This is a genomic window from Patescibacteria group bacterium (genome assembly GCA_041675205.1).
Classification (GTDB): domain Bacteria; phylum Patescibacteriota; class Patescibacteriia; order GWA2-46-9; family GWA2-46-9; genus JBAYUF01.
Genome location: JBAYUF010000002.1, coordinates 119,639 through 139,670 on the forward strand (window position 1 = coordinate 119,639; position 20,032 = coordinate 139,670).

The following is a 20,032-nucleotide window of genomic DNA, read 5'->3' on the forward strand; positions in this document are numbered from 1 at the left end:
GGAGGTAGACAGATGGCAGAGCATGAAGCGGTTCAGCCTTTCATCGCCGATTCGTTGGAGGAGCTGACCGCAGTGCGGCTGCTCCTCTACGAAATCGGCACCGACGAAATGCATTGGCCGGAGGAGGAGGTGATACCAATCCTTCGTTGGCCGCAACAGATCTTGGTCGGCGTTCGGGCTGCGGGTGAACTCGTGGCAGCGGGGCAGATTCTCGTTGCCCCGCGACCGTTCCCGGTCGAATCGTTCGAGCCGGGCTGTATCACCCACAGTGCCCGACCGGTCGAGGTGAGCCTCGTTGGTATCGAGCGTGCGTACCGCCGGAAAGCCCAGGACGGCGCAATGGCGGTGCTCGACGCTTTGGTGAAGGCAATTTACTGGGGTTGCCACAGCGTCGGATTTACCGACATCTGGGCGCTGTATGAACCCACCCGGATTTTGATTTTCGACCAAATTGCCGGCATTCCGGTGGTGGTCGAAACCGTCGGGCAGCACTACTGGTGCAGCCGCGAAGTGCACACACCGGACTGCCCGCTCACGTACGGGTGTCGGATGAACCGGCTTCGCGGCGAGGCCAACTGGCTGGCCTCACGGCCGGAGTTCTACGCTTACGTCATGGCGGGGATGTAGGCGAGGAGAAGTGTGATAAACTGGTGGGGAGGTTGCGAAGAATACGCGACCTCCCCACTTGACGATTATGAACGTGTACTTCATTGCCACTCTTGTTCTTATCGTGCTCGAAACACTCATCGGGCTCATTGTTTATTTGCACGATTCGAAGCAGCGTACGAATCGTCTGTTTCTCTCATTAACACTCGCAATCGTATTGTGGACAGTCGCAAACTATTTAGCTGATGTTTTCAGTTCTCACTTTTGGGCCGAGACAGCATATCTTGGAGCGCTCCTGATTTTTTATACATTGTTCCTTTTTGTTGAGGCTTTTCCTCAGCCAACGGGCATTATCTCAAAAGGAGTTCAGTTAGTGTTACTTGCCCTCACTGCATTACTCGGCGTCATTATTTACCTTCCCCAGGGATTCATCGTGGCAGCGGTGATTCCGCGCAGTGGCGGCATTGATGTACAAACCGGTGTCTTATTCCCAATTTTAGCCTCCTACTTCATTACCTTATTTTCTGTCGTTTGCATTTTTCTTTTTCAAAAGCTTAGACATAGCGAGAGCTTAGAGCGAATTCAGTTGCAGTACCTCACGTTTGGTCTGTTGGCCGGACTTATTATTGGTATCGGTGGAAATTTAATTATTCCGCTCGTCAGTGGTGATTTTTTATCGAGTCGGTATGGTCCATGGGGGGTTATTATTTTTTTACTCCTCACCACGTTCGCCATTGTTCGTTACAACTTACTTAATATTACAGTAATTGCGACGGAGGTATTTGTTGTACTCTTGTTGCTCATCTTGCTTGGGCAGGTATTCTTGGCCGATGGCGATATTCAGCTTGCTGGAAACATTACCGTACTGGTGCTGGCGTCAGTACTCGCCTACTTCCTTATTCGAAGTATGCTTCGGGAAGTGAAGCAGCGGCAAATACTTACCAGGCTAACGACACAGCTCGAAGATGCTAACCAGCAATTGAAAGTGCTTGACGAAGCGAAGTCAGAATTTGTTTCTATCGCGTCGCACCAATTGCGCACACCACTCACGGTTATTAAGGGATACGTTTCAATGCTTTCTGAGGGCTCGTTTGGCAAAATTCCGAATAAGCAAGAAGATCCAATCAGAAAAATTTATGAATCAGCCAATCGGCTGATTGAACTGGTTGAAAATTTACTGTCTATTTCTCGCATTGAATCGGGTCGCATGAAGTACAATATGGCACCAACCAAGCTTGAAGAACTAGCAGCTTCCGCCACAGAGGAATTGCAGACGGCAGCCGGCAACAAGAAATTGAAGTTGGTGTTCGAGCAACCAAGAGAAGCGTTACCAGTGTTACCACTTGATGGTGAGAAGTTGCGTCAGGTGATGATGAACTTAATAGATAATGCGGTGAAGTACACACCGAAAGGGTCGGTTACCGTACGGGTTGAAGTGGTTCGCAACAAACGACCGCCGTACATTGCTGTGCCAAGCATCATGTTTTCCGTAACAGACACCGGTGCAGGACTTGCCCCAGAAGATCAGAAACGTTTGTTTCAGAAGTTTAACCGAGCGGATGGCAATAACCTCAATACCCGTGGCACTGGCCTTGGCCTCTACGTCGGAAGAATGATGGTTGAAGCACACCACGGTGTTATTTGGGTGACGAGCCCAGGCGTGAACAAGGGCAGCACCTTCGCTTTTGCCGTGCCGCTTCCTAGTGTGACGGATGAAGCCATCCTTGCCTTGAAGGATATGGTTCGCTAGGCTTAGTGCAGACAACTATGGCAGAGGCAAAGAAAAAAGTGCTTATCATTGAAGACGAGGCATTCCTCGCCGAGATGTACCACACGAAGTTTAAAGAGTTGGGGTACCAGGTTTTTGTTGCACCTGACGGCAAGCAGGGAATTGCGGTGATGCATAAAGAAAAACCGGATCTCACTTTGCTCGATATCATCATGCCAGACCTCGATGGCTATGAGGTTTTAAAAGTAGTGCGGCAGGATGCAGACTTGAAAGACTTGTTGATTGTCGTCCTTTCGAACCTGGGACAAGACGAAGAGATTACAAAAGGCATGCAGCTCGGTGCCGACGACTACTTGGTAAAGTCTGACCTTACGCCGAGTCAATTGGTAGAGAAAATTGAAACGGTATTGGCTCGTGGCCGCACAGCGAGTGCTGCGGTGCAGCAAGTGCGGGTGCTCCTCATTGAAGATACGCGGGACATTGTTGAATTGTATCGTCATCGATTTGAGAAAGAAGGATTTATTTGTACCGTGGCGGAAAATGGTGCCTGGGGAGTGAAGACTGCTCAGACCCAACCATTTGATCTCATACTTCTCGACATAGCTATGCCAGCCATGAACGGGCTTGAAGCACTGGCCACGTTGCGAGCCACGCCGAAACTGGAGAAGACGCCAATCATTGTTTTTTCGAACACTGTCGAATCAGATGAGTTGAGTGATGTAAAAAAAGCCGGGGCAACGGAAGTGTTTCTAAAAGCGCGAGTAACCCCAACGCAGATTGTGAACAAGATTCGTGAACTAATCGCTCGATAGGAAACAACATTGACCAGCGATATTGTAAGGGCTAAGATTCGCGCATCGTTTTGATGCGTTTTTTGTTTTGAGCCATCGGAAGGAGGGTAGAGGTCATGGAAAGAACCTTAGAAAGTATTGGGGTTGAGATCGACGAGATCGATGCCTTGTTCGTGCGTCTGCTCGCCTTACGATTTCGGTTGGCACTTGAAGCCGGCGAGATCAAGCGTGCTGCTGGATTGCCAATTGTGCGTCCGGCCGTGGAGCAGGCGAGGATTGCAGCAGTGACGAAGTTGGCAGAGGCGCAGGGGCTGCCGGATGATTTCGTTCGGGAGCTGATGGAGAAGATCGTTTTTCGTTGTCGGACGGCACAAAAACTACCACCACCTACGCGAACAGGGTGGGCCGCCTGCAGCTAAGATGTTCGACGGCGAGGGGGCTGATCGAAATCAACCCCCTCGCGCCTTGCTAGATTTTTTATTGTTAAATACAATGTACTAGTACATTGATATGGGGAACGTAACAAAAAAGTACATTAGTGAAGTTGAGGAAGTAGTTATGCGCGCGGCGCGGTCGCCGGAGTTGCTGCATGAGTTTTTGCGTGACGTATTAACCCCAGCCGAACTTGATGAAGTGGCCTTGCGTTGGCAGATTGTAAAGCGTCTGGCGGCTGGTGCGTCGCACCGCGACATTGCCGAAGAGCTTGGTGTGGGGGTGGCTACCATTGCTCGGGGTGCCAGAGAATTAACAAACCCGACCGGCGGTTTTTGGCGCCTGCTGCAACGACCGACCGAACGTTCTTGACACCACATCTCTTTCTGCTATAGTTCACTGTACTAGTACACTGAAACAAAGAAAAGTATGATTTCTATACACATTGAAGCAAACGCTCGTTGGTGGTCCGTTCTCTATCTCAGAGGGCGAGCCTAGATTGTTATTGTTAATAATAGTTTTGGCCCGCTCTCTGGAGCGGGCGTTTTGTTTTGGGTAGCGAGCCGGAATGAACCTTTGACAACAAAAACCTTTTGAAAAGAAAAGGAATAGGGAGAACGACATGAAAAACGGTGAAGCACTGAATCGTGAAATGGGTGAGGGGATGGAAAGCTGTTGGAATGGAGCATGGCGTGTGATTGATGATTACGCGGCGAATGTGCTCGATGATTTCCAGCGCATGGCTGCTGTGGGTGGTAGGCACCTGGTGCCGGTCGTTATTGGGTTGCCAAGTGACAACGTAACACCGGTAGCGGTGTATCAATCCGTCCGTCGAGCCACCACCCCAACAGTATTTCTTGAAAGTGTGCCGCAGGGGCAGCACTTGGGGGATTACACCATCGTTGGTTGTCGGATGAGCGCCCGTTTCACCGTGCGAGGTGAACGGTCGGCATTGAAACCACGGCTGGGTCGGGTGGAAATTGCCGAGGGAATGGCTCTCGAGCATCTGGAAGCGTTTTTGCAGTCAACAACACCACTGCAGCAACCTGGTCGAGCACCATTTCTTGGTGGTGCAATCGGCTACGTTGGTTTTGAGGGTGTATGCCTCATTGAACCAACGGTGTCACGGCACAGCGTGAACAAACTGGATTGGCCAGAGATTGATCTCGTCGCGTTCGACGAAGTAATCGTCTTTGACCATGCCCGTCAGCTTGTTTACCTCGTCGCTTTGGCTGAGTTCAACGGCAGCGAAAATGTAGCGGCGGCGCATCGGGATGCGTACGAACGTGCCGGTCGACTGATCCGTCATCTGCAAAAACCAATCGAGCCGCTCACCAAGCTGACCGGCGTGGATGGTAAGATTTCGAGCAACATGACTCGGGACGTCTACGAGCGGATGATCGAAACCGGGAAACGGTATATCACCAGCGGTGATGTATTTCAGATAGTGCTGTCGCAGCGGTTCAGTGTTGGTTTTTCTGGTGATTCATTCGACTTCTACCGACACCTGCGTCGTATGAATCCATCACCGTATATGTTTCACCTTGAGCTTAGCGACGGGCGAGTGCTTACTGGTGCGTCGCCCGAGGTTATGGTGAAAGTCAGTGGTGATGTCGTGCACATTCGACCAATTGCTGGAACCAGACGGCGGAGCATCGATGCGGTGGAAGACGAGCGCCTGCGGCAGGAGCTGGCGGCAGATCCAAAGGAGCGGGCCGAGCACAGCATGTTGGTTGATTTGGCGCGAAATGATGTTGGCCGAGTGACAGTGACGGGGAGTGTAGTCGTCAGCGGAGTGATGCGGGTAGAGAAATACAGCACGGTGCAGCATCTGGTGAGCGACGTGAGCGGACGACTGCACGAAGCTATTACTCCGTTTCGGGCGTTTCTCACCTGCTTGCCGGCTGGTACGCTCTCCGGTGCGCCTAAGATTCGCGCCTGTCAATTGCTGGTTGAACTTGAGCCGTGTGCTCGTGGGCCATATGGCGGCGCTGTTGGTTGGTTCACCTCATACGGTCTTGATACGGGCATAGCGATTCGAACGGCGTGGGTAGATTCCGGAACTATGTACTGGCAAGCAGGGGGAGGCGTAGTTGCCGACTCAACACCTGCCGGTGAGTACGAGGAGTCGCTAACGAAAGCAAGATCAATTGGCAACGTGCTCAAGCATGCAACGGGAGGTACTGGACGATGAGTGAGTCTCCACGGGTACTGCTTCTTGATCACTTCGACTCCTTCACCTACAACCTGGTGCAACTGTTGGCAGTAGCCGGGGCAAGTGTTCGCGTCGTGCGGACAAATGAGGTGATGTCGACAGATGGCTTCACGCATCTTGTCCTGTCCCCCGGCCCAGGGCATCCGGATGACGTGCGGCCGTTCAAGACTGCACTGGACCGCTGGGCCGATGTTGTGCCGATACTCGGTGTCTGTCTTGGCTGCCAAGCCATTGGCTCCTGGGCGGGTGTTCCTGTTGTGCCAGCCGGGCGACTGATGCACGGCAAAACCTCTGAGGTTCGGGTGACGGTAACAGACGACGCTTTGTTCGTGGGAGTACCATCGTCGTTTACCGCCATGCGGTATCACTCGTTGGTGCTGGACAGTGGAGCGGCTGCGCAAAGTAAGGCACTGACCGTAACAGCGCGAAGTGATGACGGTCAGGTTATGGCCGTAACGCTCACTGGCCCGCGCAATGTATACGGGGTGCAGTTTCATCCGGAGTCATACTTCAGCGAAGAGGGTGAACAGCTGGTAAGCAATTTTCTGAAGACGCGATAAGGAGGCGCGTCAGCAATTGATTCGAGAGGCCGCAGACTAGTATGTTTGCGGCCTTTCTTCACGTTCTCTGTAGTTGCATCGGTAAGAAGCCTGTGCTTTAATGCCACTACTCTTGCGGGAGTAGTTCAGTGGTAGAACGTCTCGTTGCCAACGAGAAGGTCGCGGGTTCGACTCCCGTCTCCCGCTCCAGCTTTCGCTAAAGCTTCAGCTGGCTTACGCCAATACCAGTTTGAAGGTTCATCGAAACGTGGATGCAAAAATAAAAGGAAAGCTGCGCGCCGTAGCCGCAGCGAAGGCGGGCTTATATGTTTTACGTATATTTACTTCGAAGCGTTAAATCACCCTCCCAACATTATGTTGGTTTTTCTAAAGACTTAAAACAAAGAATAGAGGATCACAATTCAGGAAAATCTAGGCATACGTCAAAATTTAAACCATGGAAACTCAGTGTGTATTTTGCTTTTGAAAATACAAAAACAGCAAAAAATTTTGAGTACTATCTAAAAACGGGGTCGGGAAGAGCTTTTCTTAGAAAACATTTTTTATAGCAAATACACTTGCATTGCAAAGAAGTGTCTTGGTCATTTTGACAAGGACGCTTCTTTGTTTGTCGGGTTACCGTATCAAGGCTCCAGACAGTACATCAGTGTATACTGAGCTAACACTATGAAATTCAAATTCCACTCCAAATTTAAACCCACCGGTGATCAGCCAGAAGCTATTCGGCAACTTTCGACATGGCTCAAAGCCGGCAATACGCACCAGACACTACTCGGCGTTACTGGTTCAGGAAAAACGTACACCATGGCCAAAGTCATTGAAGCCATGCAGCAGCCGACGCTTATTATCTCACCCAACAAGACGCTTGCCGCGCAGCTCTATGGTGAATTCAAACAGTTCTTTCCAGAGAACGCGGTTCACTACTTTGTTTCGTACTACGATTACTATCAACCTGAGGCGTATATTCCACAGTCCGATACGTATATTGCTAAAGAGTCGATGATAAACGACGAAATAGATCGGCTGCGACACGCCGCGACTCAGTCGTTATTAACGAGGTCAGACGTTATTATTGTTGCCTCGGTTTCGTGTATCTATGGCTTAGGTTCACCAGAGAATTACCAGTCGCAGCGGGTGCCGATTTTAGTGGGTGACACATTGGGGCGGCAGGCATTTCTTAAGTCGCTGGTGCAGCTGCAGTATCAGCGGAACGATATCGATTTTCATCGCGGTACGTTTCGGGTGCGGGGGGAGATAGTCGAAGTGCATCCAGTTAGCGGCGAGGATGTTTTACGTTTCGAGTGGTATGGGTCAAAACTTGAGTCGATTACCTTGCTGCCGAATATGCTTGAGAAACGAGCGGGCGAGGCACGGAAAGCCGTGTCGCTCTCGACCGTCGACATTTATCCGGCCAAACATTTCGTAACGCCAGTGGATGGTCAAAAAGATGCGATAGCTGCAATTCGTGAGGAGTTAACTGTTCGACTGCAGGACCTACGAGCCAACGAAAAATTGCTTGAAGCGCAGCGACTGGAAGAACGAACAAATTATGACTTAGAGCTTTTGGAGACAACTGGTTATTGTAATGGTGTTGAGAATTACTCACGTCATTTTGATGGTCGCCGCCCGGGTGAACCACCCTTTACCCTGCTTGATTATTTTGGGTTCTCAGCCCGGCAGCATAAGCTCCCAGGGTTTCTCACTTGTCTGGACGAGAGCCACATTGGTGTACCGCAAATTCGAGGTATGTATGCTGGCGACAGGTCGCGAAAACAAATGCTGATCGATTATGGCTGGCGTTTGCCGTCAGCGTTTGATAACCGACCATTAAACTTTCCAGAATTTTCAGAGCGAGTAGGTCAGCTCGTTTATGTTTCTGCAACACCAAATGAATATGAGCTGCAACTTTCCGGCGCCCCTCACGGTTTCCGGGATGTTGCTAAACGTACGGCGTACAGCGTAAAGCGTACGGCTTCTATCCACGTGGCTGAGCAGCTGATTCGCCCAACCGGCATTCCAGACCCGAATATAGATGTTCGAAAAACTGAAGGTCAGCTGGATGATTTAGAGCGGGAGATTACGACACGTGTCGCAAGGGGTGAGCGAACACTCGTGACCACCCTGACGAAACGTCTCGCTGAAGACCTCACGGAATACTTGGCAGAGCGGCATATTCGGGTTCAGTATTTGCATGCGGACGTTGAAACACTGGAACGTATTGAGATACTCAAAGATTTGCGAGCTGGTCGCTACGACGTCATCGTTGGTATTAACTTACTTCGTGAAGGTTTAGATTTGCCGGAAGTGTCGCTCGTGGCAATACTCGACGCCGACAAAGAAGGGTTTTTGCGAAATGAAACAACGCTCATTCAAACCATGGGTCGAGCGGCGCGGCACCCTGACGGGGCAGTAATTATGTACGCTGACAAAATTACTGGTTCTATGCGGCGGGCCATTGATGAGGTTATTCGCCGCCGCGCCATTCAGTTGGCCTATAACAAGAAAAATCATATTACGCCCCGGGCAACGTTGCGAGATAATTTTGATTTGGTTACTTCGGCAAGTAGTGTGGATATAATGGACGAAGCACACGGTACTACGCGAGCAACCAGGGGTGGTCGTCTGAAAAAGCCGCGGAAGTAATCATAGAGCAACTGCCGGTGAGTTTTGTTAGCACGGGCATACGATAATTGACTTCGCGTGCAACCACGTGCTATTTTTGTTTTAGAAGCTCGCTGAAGCTCATCATTAGTATGAGAGCCGCGAGCTCCTTTCATTTTTTGAAATGGAGGCAGGAAAAAAAGAGGGGGAATTTCGCTGTCAAAAATGCAGCCGCCTACTTGCGAAGGGGGAGCTGTATTCGGCGTCGCTGGCTATTAAGTGCGGGCGTTGCGGGTCAGTTAATTCCATTCTAGAAGCTATTGCAGATATGGTGATTATTACTGACATTGATGGAGTCATTCATTTTGCAAACGGGCAGGTGGAAGCCATGACTGGCTATACAATAGAAGAAGTCATTGGTCAGCGCCCATCCTTATGGGGTGGTCAGATGGACATTCAATTTTATAAAAATCTCTGGCTTGAAGTTAAAATTCATAAACGCCCTATTGCCGTTTGGGTGATAAATCGTCGTAAAGACGGCACTCAGTATACGGCGGCGCTCCGTATTTCACCTGTACTAGATTCATCGGGCACCCTTAAATTTTTTGTCGGCATGGAGTCTCTTGTGCGGCCGACTATCACAATATAACTATATGCAGGCTCCTCAAGGACATCCAGCAGAAGAAGATCGCTTAGTTGCTCTGGAGCGATTGGGATTACTTAATACACCACAAGAAGCTCGTTTTGATGAGTTAACAAAGCGAGCTATGGCGCGTTTCGGTGTTCGTATGGCGGCGGTAACACTGATTGATCGTAAGCGCGAATGGTACAAGTCGTGCTGCGGCGATATTTGTCCGCCGGATCGCGAAGGGGCACGGAGTGTCTCCTTCTGTGGCCACGCCTTATTGGCAAACTATGTTTTTGTTGTGGCGGATACATTATTGGACCCCCGGTTCGCCGATAATCCTATGGTGGTGAACGCTCCATTCATTCGGTTTTACGCCGGCGTTGCTTTGCGTGAGCGTTCAAGTAATTTACCTGTTGGCGTTTTTTGTATCAAAGACACCAAGCCTCGAGAAATGACCGCGCAAGATATTAGCGACCTCTTAGATTTTGCCAAAATTGCAGAGAGGGAGTTGCAGGTGAAGTAAGAAATAATTTGTTCATTTTCTTGCTTGCCCAAGATTCGATAGCAAAGAAAAGTTCGTCTGAGGCGGATCCGCCTCTGGGTGTAGGTCTGTTAAGGGGTTCTTTCCGTAAGCGCACTCCTCGAGATTCGGGGCACTGGAACCAAAAATTCCAGTGCCCCGAGCTCAGAACTTTTTTGAAACTTGAAGCTGGTTAAAATATTGGCAGATAATTATCTCTGCAACAATTTTTTCCTTCTGAGGAGTGTATGGTAGCTCTTGCAGAAACGGTGGGCTTCGTCGCGAACGCGCTGAACGAGATGTAGTGCCGGAGAGGTACGTAGTAAGACCATGGCCGACACTTGGTTCGGTATAAAAATTTCTTCATAACGCTTGGCGAGCGAAATAAGCGGAACGGTTAAATGCAATTCGCGCCACACCTCAAGCGCGGCACTCAGTTGCGGTCGTCCTCCATCCACAATTACTAAGTCAGGCATTAGCCAGGGTTCTTTTGTACCACCTGGTCTGTGCTCAAAGCGTCGGCGAAATGTTTCCTTAAGGCTCGCAACATCATTTGAGCCAATGACCGTTCTAATCTTAAATTTTTTGTATTCACGCTTATCAGCATTGCCATCTGTGAAAACGACCATTGATGAGGTAGTCAACGTGCCTGAGACGTGTGAAATATCATAACCTTCAATGCGGTGCGGTGGCTTTGCGAGCCCCAATACACGCCCCAGCTCAATAACATCGCCTTCAGCTTTTTCTTCATATCGTAGGATGTGCGTCATAACAATGACCTTTTCAAGCCATTGCAGTTGCTGGTCGATGCGCTGAAGACGAAAGCGTGACTCGTCATCTGTTTTTTTGGCTACCTGTCTTCGCTCTCTTTTTAAAGCGGAAACCACCAACCGTTTCTTCCCTTCAAAAAAAAGTTTAATTCGCCGAATACTTTTTCGGTATTCGACAGCTGAGATTCGTCCACTGCATACACCTGGACAAAGCCCTAAGTGAGAGTCTAAGCAACCACGTCTACTATTTGGCACGCCCTCCTTCGCTGAAGCTTTGAAGGGCACGCACTTGGTTCGGTACGGAAAGAGTTTTCGAATGACCCGTAGTGCTTCTTTTACGGCTCGCGCATCAGTAAACGGGCCGAAGTATGTGCCGTCACTGCCAATTTTTCTCGTCGGCAGTATACGTGGGTATTCCTCGTCAGTGATAACGACAGAAAGAAATGTTTTATCGTCCCGTAGCAGTACGTTGTATGGCGGCCGGAGTTTTTTTATGTAGTGAGCTTCGAGGAGTAACGCCTCGATTTCAGAATCCGTTTCCTCATAGGTAATCGATGTGGCGTCAGCTAAAAGCTTTTGTTTGGCAGGTGAGTGGTTGCTGCTCAAGTGGAAATAAGACGAAACACGATTTTTTAGATTACTGGCTTTGCCAACATAAAGAACCCGGCGAGCGCGTTTATAGAAGTACACGCCGGGAGCAGTAGGAAGGTTTTTTGGTGCGGCTTTCATCTGTCCTAGTCTACTTTGCTGGCTGCTCATTGTGCAATGTGAGAAATGGACAAGTCTACACTCCGACGATACTATGGCAGAGACCTATGCAAGACAAGCAAAAAAATTCAAAACCACAGCCAGTGAATCCACTTGCTGCTTTCGAAGAGGAGACACTTGCCTTTTGGCAGCAAGAAGACCTTTTTGCCCGGTCGGTTCGTGAGCGGCCAGAAGACAAACCCTTCGTTTTTTACGACGGCCCACCATATGCAACTGGTGTGCCGCATATTGGCACGCTCTTAGCGCAAACGCAGAAAGATGTAGTGCCGCGCTACAAAACAATGCGTGGGTATCGCGTGACTCGGCGGTTCGGTTGGGATTGTCATGGTCTGCCAATTGAAGTGATGGTTGAGAAGTCGTTAGGATTAAACAGTCGAAAAGATATTGAAGCCATCGGTATTGAGCAGTTTAACACTGCGTGCCGCGAGACAGTTTTAAAGTACGTTGACGTTTGGCGGAGCGTCGTTACACGGATTGGTCGCTGGGTTGATTTTGATAATGACTACAAAACGATGGATCTCGACTTTATGGAGTCGGGTATTTGGGTGTTTAAACAGCTATATGACAAGGGGCTTGTTTACGAGGCCTACAGAAGTTCACTGTATTGTACGCGTTGCGAGACGCCACTCTCTAAAATGGAAAGCGGCGGGGAAAATTATCACGATGCGGTTGACCCGTCGGTCTATGTGGGATTTAAGGTGCACGGTGAAATTGATACGTACTTACTGGCTTGGACAACAACGCCGTGGACCCTTTCAGCAAATACTGCTTTGGCCGTGAACGCAAAAACCACGTATGTGAAGGCACGTTTGAAGACAGAAAAAGCACCATGGGCTGGCCGAGTGGTAATCCTTGCTAAGGATAGACTATCAGTGCTTGCGGATGAGCCGTATGAGGTGCTGGCCGAGGTGGCGGGAGATGCGTTAGTCGGTATGCGTTATGCGCCTGTTCAGCAATTTATTGCTCCCGACAATACTGACAAGGCATACCGAGTACTGCATCAAGATTTTGTGTCGCTCGACGACGGCACTGGTATCGTTCACATCGCACCGGCCTTTGGCGAGAATGATTTCTTGGCGCATCAAAACGACGACGTGCCACTTATTCTGACGATTGGGGATGATGGCCGGTATCTCCCAGAGGTGAAGCCATATGCCGGTCGGCACGTTAAGGAGGCAGATTCAGATATTGTGGTTGATCTCACGAATGCCGGCGCTGTCTTTAAGTCGGACAGTATTACGCACAGTTACCCTTTTTGCTGGCGGTGCAAAGAGCCGCTCATTTATAAGGTGCAAGATTCTGTGTTTGTTGCGGTTGAAAAATTAAAGGAAGCAATGGCTGAAACAAACAGCCAGATTCGTTGGGTACCCGAATACATTAAAGACGGCCGTTTCGGCAAAGGTATCGCTGCGGCACCAGACTGGAATGTTTCACGCAAACGATATTGGGGAATTCCTTTGCCGTTATGGAAGTGCGGGGCGTGCGCAGAGCAAACGGTGCTTGGTAGTCTTGATGAGATTGAAGCGCATTCAGGCGTACGTCCGACGGATCTCCATAGACCAGGCATAGATGCCGTAGCGTGGAAGTGTTCGTGTGGTGGCGCTATGAAGCGCGTTCCAGACGTACTCGACGTGTGGTTTGATTCGGGCACGATGCCGTATGGTCAGGCACATTATCCGTTTGAAAACAAAGAACAATTTGAAGCGTCATTTCCTGCGCAGTTCATCGCTGAAGGGTTAGACCAAACCCGCGGCTGGTTTTATACATTGCATGTTCTCGCCGCAGCGCTGTTTCAGAAACCAGCTTTCACAAACGTCATTGTGAATGGGCTCGTTATGGCTGGGGATGGCACGAAGATGTCGAAATCGAAGGGCAACATGCCTGATTCAAATACCATTCTTGCGACCTACGGAGCTGATGCGCTGCGACTATACCTTTTAGATTCTCCAGTGACGCGCGCCGAACCGATTAATTTTTCCGAGCAAGAGCTCGGGGAGGTTATGCGGAAGGCGCTACTTCCGATATGGAACGTGTATTCTTTTTTTGCCCTGTACGCTTCCATTGGTCAACCGATTGCTGTAGTTGAAAAACCGACGCATGTGTTAGACCGTTGGATTTTGGCGCGACTGGAACAATTGAAGCAGGAGGTGACTGATGGAATGGAGGCGTATGAGTTGTGGCGGGCGGTAAAGCCCTTGCAGCCTTTTATTACCGATCTTTCTACCTGGTATGTGCGGCGATCGCGCGACCGCTTTAAAGGAAGTGACGAAAAGGACAAGCAAGACGCTTTGTCGACTTTGTTCACGGTGTTGTCTGAGACCAGTAAGATAATGGCACCGTTCACTCCGTTTATTGCTGAGGCATTGCATCAGCGACTGAAGTCTTGGGACACGCAGTCTTTTGATTCTGTGCACTTGGCACCGTGGCCAGAAGCAGTGCCAAGTCGAGTCGACCCAGCGCTCATTACGGATACTGAAGTTGCGCGGCAGATAATCGAACTTGGTCATGCGCTCAGAGCGAAAGAGAAAATTAAGGTTCGCCAGCCGCTGGCGGCTATGTCTGTCACGGGCGTAACGGTTCCGGAAGTTTTGCGAGACGTCATTTTGGAAGAGTTGAACATAAAAGCTGTCGTAGACAATTTTGCGGCATCTGCACAGTCTGTATCTCTGTCTGACGACCAGGGCGTTACCATTACGTTTGATACGCATCTTACTCCTGAGCTTGAGCGTGAAGGACTACGTCGAGAATTCGTGCGGCAGGTAAACGCACTCCGCAAACAGCTCGGGCTTACAATCAACGACGGTATCTCTCTGACGTACAAAACAGAAAGTGCTTCGCTTAGTGTCATGCTTCATGAAGAAGTCTCGGCTATTCTGCGAGATACCCTGGCTACCAGTATTGCGCCAGGCGAAGGGGAGCACCCGCTTAAGGTTAATACCGAATCAATTGCAGTGTCGTGCGAAGTACATGAGGCAGGTCACAGATAGTGCCTGCGCGCTGCGTCTACGCGCCTTGCGGCGCACAATGGTCAAGGCCAAGCTTGATGGCATTTTGATTACTGACGAGTTAAGCCGTTACTACCTCACAAATTTTTCTGGCACAGCCGGGACCGTACTCGTGACCCGCGATGAGGCTGTTTTGTATACTGACTTTCGTTATACGGAGCGCGCCCGAGAAGAAGTACCGGAGTGCATACTTGTTGAAGAGATTACTGGTTCGCTCGCAAAAATTGTTCGAGGAGAATTATCTGGCCGTTCCCATAGACTCGGTATTGAAGACTTCTCGCTGACGGTAGAAGCGCATCGTCAGTTGGTGCGTGCGTTTCTGGGTGTGACTCTTGTAGGTATTGGTGACGCTGTGCAACAACTTCGTAAATACAAAGACGACTATGAATTGGAAAAGTTGCAGCGAGCCATTGCGGCAACTGATGCGGTTTATAAAAAAACGGTTTTATGGCTTCGGACGTTAAAAAAGAAACGGAAGCTTCCCACCGAACTTGGCGTTGCTCATTATGTTCAGACCTTGGCACACGACATTCCCGGTGGTGGACTAGCCTTTCCGACAATTGTCGCAGCCGGAAAGCATGCAGCGCGGCCGCATCATGAGCCAACAGCAGCACGTTTGCAGCTTGGTCAGGAGGTGATTATTGATCTCGGCGTAAAGCTGGTAGGGTACCATGCCGATATGTCTCGGACTGTGTATCTCGGGGAACCAACTACGGCGCAGCGTCACCGCTACGAAACATGCCTCAAGGCGCAAACAGCGGCGCTTACCTACCTTCGGCGTGGTGGGCGTCTGGCCGCGAAGGCAGACGCAATTGCTCGGGTTATTATTGATGAAGTCTATCCCGGGGCTTTTGGTCATTCACTTGGACATGGCGTTGGATTAGAAGTTCATGAAGCGCCAACACTGAGTACTGGTAGTCGTGACATATTAAAAAACGGTATGGTTTTTTCTGTTGAGCCGGGTATATATGAAACTAATAAAGGCGGCGTGCGGATTGAAGACTTAGCCACGGTGACAAGTAGTGGCGTGACCGTATTGAGCCGCTCCCCGAAGACAATAAAAGCGAGTATCTTGTAGATATGATTGCGTACGTCGAAGGAACAATTATTAGTAAGACTGGCACGACACTCGTCGTTGTTGTGCAGGGTATTGGGTATAGAATATTCGCTACGCAAGCCACTATTTTGACTGTGGCAGTTAATGACACAATCGCGCTTTATACACATCAGTATGTTCGAGAAGATGCGCTAGAGCTGTATGGGTTTGAACGGTCGGAAGAGCAGGCCATGTTTGTAACCCTCATTGGGGTAACGGGCGTCGGTCCAAAGAGTGCCCTCGGTATATTGTCGACCACCGTGCCAGAACAGTTGCGGAATGCGGTGGTGACCGGTGACATCGCAGTGTTAACGAAAGTTTCGGGCATTGGTCGTAAAACCGCTGAACGATTACTGCTTGAATTGAAAGATACGTTTGCTGCTGAAGAGCGGGCAGTACCAACCGCAGCAGGTTTTGCCATTGGTGACGGTGAAGTACTAGAAGCACTGGAGCGTCTCGGTTACCGCCTAGCCGATGCGCGTGCCGCACTCGAGGCCGTTCCGAAGACTTTGACCGATTCTGTTGAGCGATTGAAGGCAGCGTTAAAGCAGTTAGGAGCAAGTCGGTCGTAAGTATGGATACACGAAAGATAGATGATGCCGGCGTTTGGGACTACTGGATGAAGCACGCACGTTGTAGCCAACTCACGCAGTCGTGGGGGTGGGGCGTTTTTCAACAGACCCTCGGGCATCAGGTAACACGATTGCAGATTGTTGAGGGCGACACTGTGTTGGCGGGCCTGCAGCTTGTATCGCAGCCGCTGCCACTTGGAAAGCAATATCTCTACGCGCCGCGTGGTCCGCACATGTTGGCTGACGACGAGAGCACGGCGGAAAGTATTATGCACCACTGCGTTCGAGGCATTAGTTTGGCGGCTAAAGAGCAGCAGGCAGTTTTTTCTCGGCTGGAGGCACATGGACAACCGTGGGTGGACGTCTCGTTGTCCGCAACAGCAAATCTTGTGCCTACGAAATCAGTTCAGCCCGCCGATGAACTTCATGTGCTAACAACGACAGACGAAGATGGCTTACTGGCTGCAATGCAAGAGAAGACACGATACAATATTCACCTTGCCGAGCGGCGCGGTGTTCATGGGCGACTCATTGAAGACTTGAGTTACGCACATCGTGTTTTCCCATTCTTTGTGAAGCTTTTGCAGCAGACAGCTAAGCGGCAGGGAATTCGCCCGCATGACACACTGTACTATCGTCGCATGATTGACATACTTTTGCCGCGTGGAGAAGTAAAATTGTATGTGGCGGAGTATGACAACCAGATTATCGTAGCGAATATTCTGGGACTGTTTGGTGACACGGTTACCTATCTCCACGGTGCTTCTAGTTACGAACACCGGTCACTCATGGCACCGTACTTACTGCACTGGGAGGGTATTCGTCATGCGAAGCGTTCAGGGTATGCTCGCTACAATTTTGGTGGGGTTAGCCCGGAAGGCGCTGAAGCGCACGCGTGGGCGAACCTAACTCGTTTCAAGGAAGGATTCGCAACGATTGGGAAAACCGGTGAACGAGTTCATTATCCGCAAGCCGTTGATTTGGTCCACCAACGTTTTTGGTATAGGATGTACGCCACGTCACGAGATATTCGTCGGCGGCTCAGAAGGAAGTAGTTTTTGTTTCCATAGTTTCCGCCTCCGGCGGACAATAAAATACCCCGCACCTTTCTTTTGCCCTCGTAGTTTCCGCCAAAGGCGGATCCGCCCTTGGCGGACAATGCACATTTGTAGCATACCCTTGCTCCCATAGTTCAACGGATAGAACGTGGGTTTCCGGAACCTAAGATGGGGGTTCGATTCCCTCTGGGAGCAGAGATATGCTAACAATGTGTTTCCGGTATACTTAGCTGTATATGAATTTAGACAGCGCCGTGTTTTACACTGAGGATATTGAGAAAGCCACTCGATTTTATCGAGACGTTTTGGATTTTACTATTGAACAGCAACAGGCGGACAAGTACGTTTCTTTTATTTTTCCCAATAACGCACGTTTAGGTATTAAGAAAAAAATAGAAACAAGAGAAATTCCGGGAGCGCAAACAGTATTTATTTCTTTAGAACAAGGTATTGAAGAGTTGTATGACAGTTTGAAGCAGAAAAAAATAATCATACACAAAGAACTTGTGCTTGAAGATTGGGGTAAGAACTTCAGCATTTTAGACCTCGACGAGAATAAAGTTCAGTTTGTTCAAAAGCAGACAAAGTAAATTTTTTGTTCTTCAAAACCGCTGGCTAACGCCAGTTCTTTTGTTTTTTGGTACCCTTGTCTAGGAATATAATTTAGCAATTTCATGCTACTACACCGCATAAAATCTCTTGCTCGTCGCTGGCTGCCTCGTGCTGTATTTCAAGGCTACCATCACGGTATGGCCTTGTTTGCAGCAGGGTGGTATGGGTGGCCCTCTGAAAAACTCATTGTCATTGGGGTTACCGGCACCAAAGGGAAATCAACCACGGCAAACATAATTGCTCAGTTATTAGAATCAGCTGGCCAGGTTGTCGGCCTGACGTCGACTGCCACAATGAAGGTTGGTCCAACAGAGTGGTTGTCGCAAACGGGCATGACCATGCCTGGCCGATTTGCTCTGCAGCGTATGTTGCGTGATATGCACCGGGCTGGTTGCACGTATGCAGTCATAGAAACTTCATCTGAAGGTATCGCTCAGTATCGTCATAGCGGCATACATTACGACTGTGTGCTACTGACGAACTTGTTTCCAGAGCATCTAGAATCGCACGGTTCTTATGAAGCGTATCGAGCAGCGAAAGGGAAATTGTTTCAACATCTACACCGCAGTCGTCCGAAGAAGATTAATGGCAGAACAATTTCGCAGCATACGGTTCTCAATGCCGACGATAAAGAATTTTCATTCTATCGGGAGCTTGCTGCAGGTACCTTCTGGTCTTTTGGGGTAGGGAATGGGCAAGAGCTAACAGACGAGCATCGGTTGTCGTATCGGACAATGTCGCTCGACGCAAAAGGCGCAACCATTTTACTCGGTGGCCAGATGGCGCAGTCGCCATTTCTTTTTGGTTTCAATGTAGAAAACGTTGCAGCGGCAGCGCTTGTCTGTCTGGCATTCGGTTTTAGCTGGCCAAGTATTGTCACAGGCATTGCGGCTTTAAAACCAGTTCCCGGCAGGCAAGAGTTTATTCAGTGTGGTCAGCCCTTTCTGGTTATGATTGACTACACACACGAGCCAACGTCTATGCGAGCACTCTATCGACATCTTGCCGTTCTGTCTCATAAGCGGGTACTGCAAATAATCGGGCCGACTGGTGGTGGTCGGGATCGTTGGCGGCGTCCTGTTATGGGCGAAGTTGCTGCTGCGCACGCAGATGTCGTGATTAGCACAACTGATGACCCCTATGACGACGACCCGGCCGTGCTCGCTGACGAATTATTGGCTGGTGCAGTGAAAGTGCAGCAACAAGGCCGCAGCGTGGTGCTTGAGAAAATAGTAGATCGTCGCGCCGCTATTGCCCGGGCCTTTGCGTTAGCTGCGCCAGGGGACCTCGTGCTCATATCTGGTCGTGGTGCCGAACAAACTATGGCAGTGGCGAATGGTGTCCGATTACAATGGGACGATCGCGTGGTGGCTAGTGAGGAACTGGGCAAGCTTGGTTATCGGGCATAAACTATACGTAGTCTTATCTGAGATCTGCCGTTAAATAATTCATAATTTCATCGCATGCCTCTTTTTAAAAGGAAACGAGTACCAACCAGCCGTGTTTATCCGCTCCAATTTCGAAAGATTTGGAAGAAACTATTGACGCTTGAGATGGGTGTAGGGAAGGAAGCACATCGTATGTGGCGTTCAATCTTCGGTACCTTGTTTATCGTTGCTGCTATCTTTGCGCTCATCATAGCTGCAACACCACAGTCGGTAGCACCAAACTACCTTTTGCTACTCTCGCCTTTTGCCGCTGTATTTTTTTGCATGCTGTTTCTTATCATCATCTATCAGTGGCTGTATATTTGGACCTATTTTTATGACCTTGACGAACATTTTCTTCGGGTTCGAAAAGGTGTCCTCATCCGTCGCGAAGTGAGCGTTCCGTATAACCGCATTCATGACATATACTTTGACCAAGACCCATTGGATCACATTTTAAATCTGTACGATTTATACGTCGCAACGGCATCGGAAATTTCTCACACTGAAACGCATATTGATGGACTAAGCCGGCAGAATGGGGAAGCGGTACGGAACCTACTTCTGGAGAAAGTGGAAAAGTCTCGTGGCGGAGCTCCAGACAGGCCAAATTCTGGACTTGACAGCTGAAAAACAGTCTGG

Annotated in this window: 18 protein-coding genes, 2 tRNA genes and 1 pseudogene; 20 read left to right on the forward strand and 1 reads right to left on the reverse strand. The window is 49.7% G+C overall.

The window, feature by feature from the left end; genetic code table 11:
• Window positions 1–12: 12 nt before the first annotated feature.
• From WC052_01810 to WC052_01865, 12 genes and pseudogenes are all read left to right on the forward strand, one after another.
• Complete coding sequence (locus WC052_01810; protein ID MFA7286382.1) at window positions 13–627, forward strand: hypothetical protein; 615 nt, start codon at window positions 13–15, stop codon at window positions 625–627.
• A 67-nt stretch (window positions 628–694) separates the two neighbouring features.
• A complete protein-coding gene (locus WC052_01815; GenBank protein ID MFA7286383.1) occupies window positions 695–2,356 on the forward strand; it encodes an ATP-binding protein in 1,662 nt (553 codons plus the stop codon).
• Window positions 2,357–2,373: 17 nt separating this feature from the next.
• Entirely contained in the window at window positions 2,374–3,147 is a 774-nt protein-coding gene (locus WC052_01820; GenBank protein MFA7286384.1) for a response regulator, read from the forward strand.
• Window positions 3,148–3,242: 95 nt separating this feature from the next.
• Entirely contained in the window at window positions 3,243–3,545 is a 303-nt protein-coding gene (locus WC052_01825) for a chorismate mutase (protein MFA7286385.1), read from the forward strand.
• A 91-nt stretch (window positions 3,546–3,636) separates the two neighbouring features.
• Window positions 3,637–3,930, forward strand: coding sequence for a Trp family transcriptional regulator (locus WC052_01830; GenBank protein MFA7286386.1), 294 nt, complete (start codon window positions 3,637–3,639; stop codon window positions 3,928–3,930).
• 250 nt (window positions 3,931–4,180) lie between these two features.
• The gene (locus WC052_01835; GenBank protein ID MFA7286387.1) at window positions 4,181–5,752 is read left to right on the forward strand and encodes a chorismate-binding protein; all 1,572 of its coding nucleotides are present in this window, start codon (window positions 4,181–4,183) and stop codon (window positions 5,750–5,752) included.
• Window positions 5,749–6,333 carry an aminodeoxychorismate/anthranilate synthase component II gene (locus tag WC052_01840; GenBank protein MFA7286388.1) on the forward strand — a complete coding sequence of 195 codons (585 nt, stop codon included), beginning with the start codon at window positions 5,749–5,751 and terminating at the stop codon, window positions 6,331–6,333. The genes WC052_01835 and WC052_01840 overlap by 4 nt, the downstream gene beginning before the upstream one ends.
• Before the next feature lie 114 nt (window positions 6,334–6,447).
• Window positions 6,448–6,522, forward strand: a tRNA-Gly gene (locus tag WC052_01845).
• Between the two features lie 116 nt (window positions 6,523–6,638).
• The gene (locus WC052_01850) at window positions 6,639–6,881 is read left to right on the forward strand and encodes a GIY-YIG nuclease family protein (GenBank protein ID MFA7286389.1); all 243 of its coding nucleotides are present in this window, start codon (window positions 6,639–6,641) and stop codon (window positions 6,879–6,881) included.
• A 118-nt stretch (window positions 6,882–6,999) separates the two neighbouring features.
• Window positions 7,000–8,856: pseudogene (gene uvrB, locus WC052_01855) on the forward strand (excinuclease ABC subunit UvrB).
• 262 nt (window positions 8,857–9,118) lie between these two features.
• Window positions 9,119–9,583, forward strand: coding sequence for a PAS domain S-box protein (locus WC052_01860; protein MFA7286390.1), 465 nt, complete (start codon window positions 9,119–9,121; stop codon window positions 9,581–9,583).
• Window positions 9,584–9,587: 4 nt separating this feature from the next.
• Entirely contained in the window at window positions 9,588–10,085 is a 498-nt protein-coding gene (locus tag WC052_01865) for a GAF domain-containing protein (GenBank protein MFA7286391.1), read from the forward strand.
• A 209-nt stretch (window positions 10,086–10,294) separates the two neighbouring features.
• On the opposite strand, the gene WC052_01870 is transcribed toward WC052_01865, so the two are convergent.
• Window positions 10,295–11,611, reverse strand: coding sequence for an excinuclease ABC subunit UvrC (locus WC052_01870; GenBank protein MFA7286392.1), 1,317 nt, complete (start codon window positions 11,609–11,611; stop codon window positions 10,295–10,297).
• 56 nt (window positions 11,612–11,667) lie between these two features.
• Between WC052_01870 and ileS the strand changes: the two genes are divergently transcribed.
• The 8 genes from ileS to WC052_01910 all read left to right on the forward strand — a co-directional run bounded on the left by ileS (window position 11,668) and on the right by WC052_01910 (window position 20,020).
• Window positions 11,668–14,607 (forward strand): isoleucine--tRNA ligase, encoded by a 2,940-nt coding sequence (gene ileS / locus WC052_01875; protein MFA7286393.1) that lies wholly within the window; start codon window positions 11,668–11,670, stop codon window positions 14,605–14,607.
• Window positions 14,588–15,703 carry a Xaa-Pro peptidase family protein gene (locus WC052_01880; protein MFA7286394.1) on the forward strand — a complete coding sequence of 372 codons (1,116 nt, stop codon included), beginning with the start codon at window positions 14,588–14,590 and terminating at the stop codon, window positions 15,701–15,703. The genes ileS and WC052_01880 overlap by 20 nt, the downstream gene beginning before the upstream one ends.
• A gap of 2 nt (window positions 15,704–15,705) precedes the next feature.
• Window positions 15,706–16,293, forward strand: a complete 588-nt coding sequence (gene ruvA / locus WC052_01885; GenBank protein MFA7286395.1) for a Holliday junction branch migration protein RuvA — start codon at window positions 15,706–15,708, stop codon at window positions 16,291–16,293.
• A gap of 2 nt (window positions 16,294–16,295) precedes the next feature.
• Window positions 16,296–17,348 (forward strand): peptidoglycan bridge formation glycyltransferase FemA/FemB family protein, encoded by a 1,053-nt coding sequence (locus tag WC052_01890; GenBank protein ID MFA7286396.1) that lies wholly within the window; start codon window positions 16,296–16,298, stop codon window positions 17,346–17,348.
• Between the two features lie 126 nt (window positions 17,349–17,474).
• Window positions 17,475–17,546: transfer RNA gene (locus tag WC052_01895), tRNA-Arg, on the forward strand.
• A gap of 41 nt (window positions 17,547–17,587) precedes the next feature.
• Window positions 17,588–17,941: a VOC family protein gene (locus WC052_01900; GenBank protein MFA7286397.1), complete on the forward strand. Its 354-nt coding sequence runs from the start codon at window positions 17,588–17,590 to the stop codon at window positions 17,939–17,941.
• Between the two features lie 159 nt (window positions 17,942–18,100).
• Window positions 18,101–19,372, forward strand: coding sequence for a UDP-N-acetylmuramyl-tripeptide synthetase (murE, locus tag WC052_01905; protein MFA7286398.1), 1,272 nt, complete (start codon window positions 18,101–18,103; stop codon window positions 19,370–19,372).
• Between the two features lie 54 nt (window positions 19,373–19,426).
• Window positions 19,427–20,020 (forward strand): PH domain-containing protein, encoded by a 594-nt coding sequence (locus tag WC052_01910; protein ID MFA7286399.1) that lies wholly within the window; start codon window positions 19,427–19,429, stop codon window positions 20,018–20,020.
• The last annotated feature ends 12 nt before the right edge of the window (window positions 20,021–20,032 follow it).

Bases quoted from the DNA above. Each gene is read 5' to 3' on its own strand.
- WC052_01835 (MFA7286387.1), top strand. From the start codon at position 4,181: ATGAAAAACGGTGAAGCACTGAATCGTGAAATGGGTGAGGGGATGGAA.
- ileS (MFA7286393.1), top strand. From the start codon at position 11,668: ATGCAAGACAAGCAAAAAAATTCAAAACCACAGCCAGTGAATCCACTT.
- WC052_01870 (MFA7286392.1), bottom strand. From the start codon at position 11,611: ATGAGCAGCCAGCAAAGTAGACTAGGACAGATGAAAGCCGCACCAAAA.
- WC052_01820 (MFA7286384.1), top strand. From the start codon at position 2,374: ATGGCAGAGGCAAAGAAAAAAGTGCTTATCATTGAAGACGAGGCATTC.
- WC052_01810 (MFA7286382.1), top strand. From the start codon at position 13: ATGGCAGAGCATGAAGCGGTTCAGCCTTTCATCGCCGATTCGTTGGAG.
- WC052_01815 (MFA7286383.1), top strand. From the start codon at position 695: ATGAACGTGTACTTCATTGCCACTCTTGTTCTTATCGTGCTCGAAACA.
- WC052_01890 (MFA7286396.1), top strand. From the start codon at position 16,296: ATGGATACACGAAAGATAGATGATGCCGGCGTTTGGGACTACTGGATG.
- murE (MFA7286398.1), top strand. From the start codon at position 18,101: ATGGCCTTGTTTGCAGCAGGGTGGTATGGGTGGCCCTCTGAAAAACTC.
- WC052_01900 (MFA7286397.1), top strand. From the start codon at position 17,588: ATGAATTTAGACAGCGCCGTGTTTTACACTGAGGATATTGAGAAAGCC.
- ruvA (MFA7286395.1), top strand. From the start codon at position 15,706: ATGATTGCGTACGTCGAAGGAACAATTATTAGTAAGACTGGCACGACA.
- WC052_01840 (MFA7286388.1), top strand. From the start codon at position 5,749: ATGAGTGAGTCTCCACGGGTACTGCTTCTTGATCACTTCGACTCCTTC.
- WC052_01860 (MFA7286390.1), top strand. From the start codon at position 9,119: ATGGAGGCAGGAAAAAAAGAGGGGGAATTTCGCTGTCAAAAATGCAGC.
- WC052_01910 (MFA7286399.1), top strand. From the start codon at position 19,427: ATGCCTCTTTTTAAAAGGAAACGAGTACCAACCAGCCGTGTTTATCCG.
- WC052_01850 (MFA7286389.1), top strand. From the start codon at position 6,639: ATGTTTTACGTATATTTACTTCGAAGCGTTAAATCACCCTCCCAACAT.
- WC052_01830 (MFA7286386.1), top strand. From the start codon at position 3,637: ATGGGGAACGTAACAAAAAAGTACATTAGTGAAGTTGAGGAAGTAGTT.
- WC052_01825 (MFA7286385.1), top strand. From the start codon at position 3,243: ATGGAAAGAACCTTAGAAAGTATTGGGGTTGAGATCGACGAGATCGAT.
- WC052_01880 (MFA7286394.1), top strand. From the start codon at position 14,588: ATGAGGCAGGTCACAGATAGTGCCTGCGCGCTGCGTCTACGCGCCTTG.
- WC052_01865 (MFA7286391.1), top strand. From the start codon at position 9,588: ATGCAGGCTCCTCAAGGACATCCAGCAGAAGAAGATCGCTTAGTTGCT.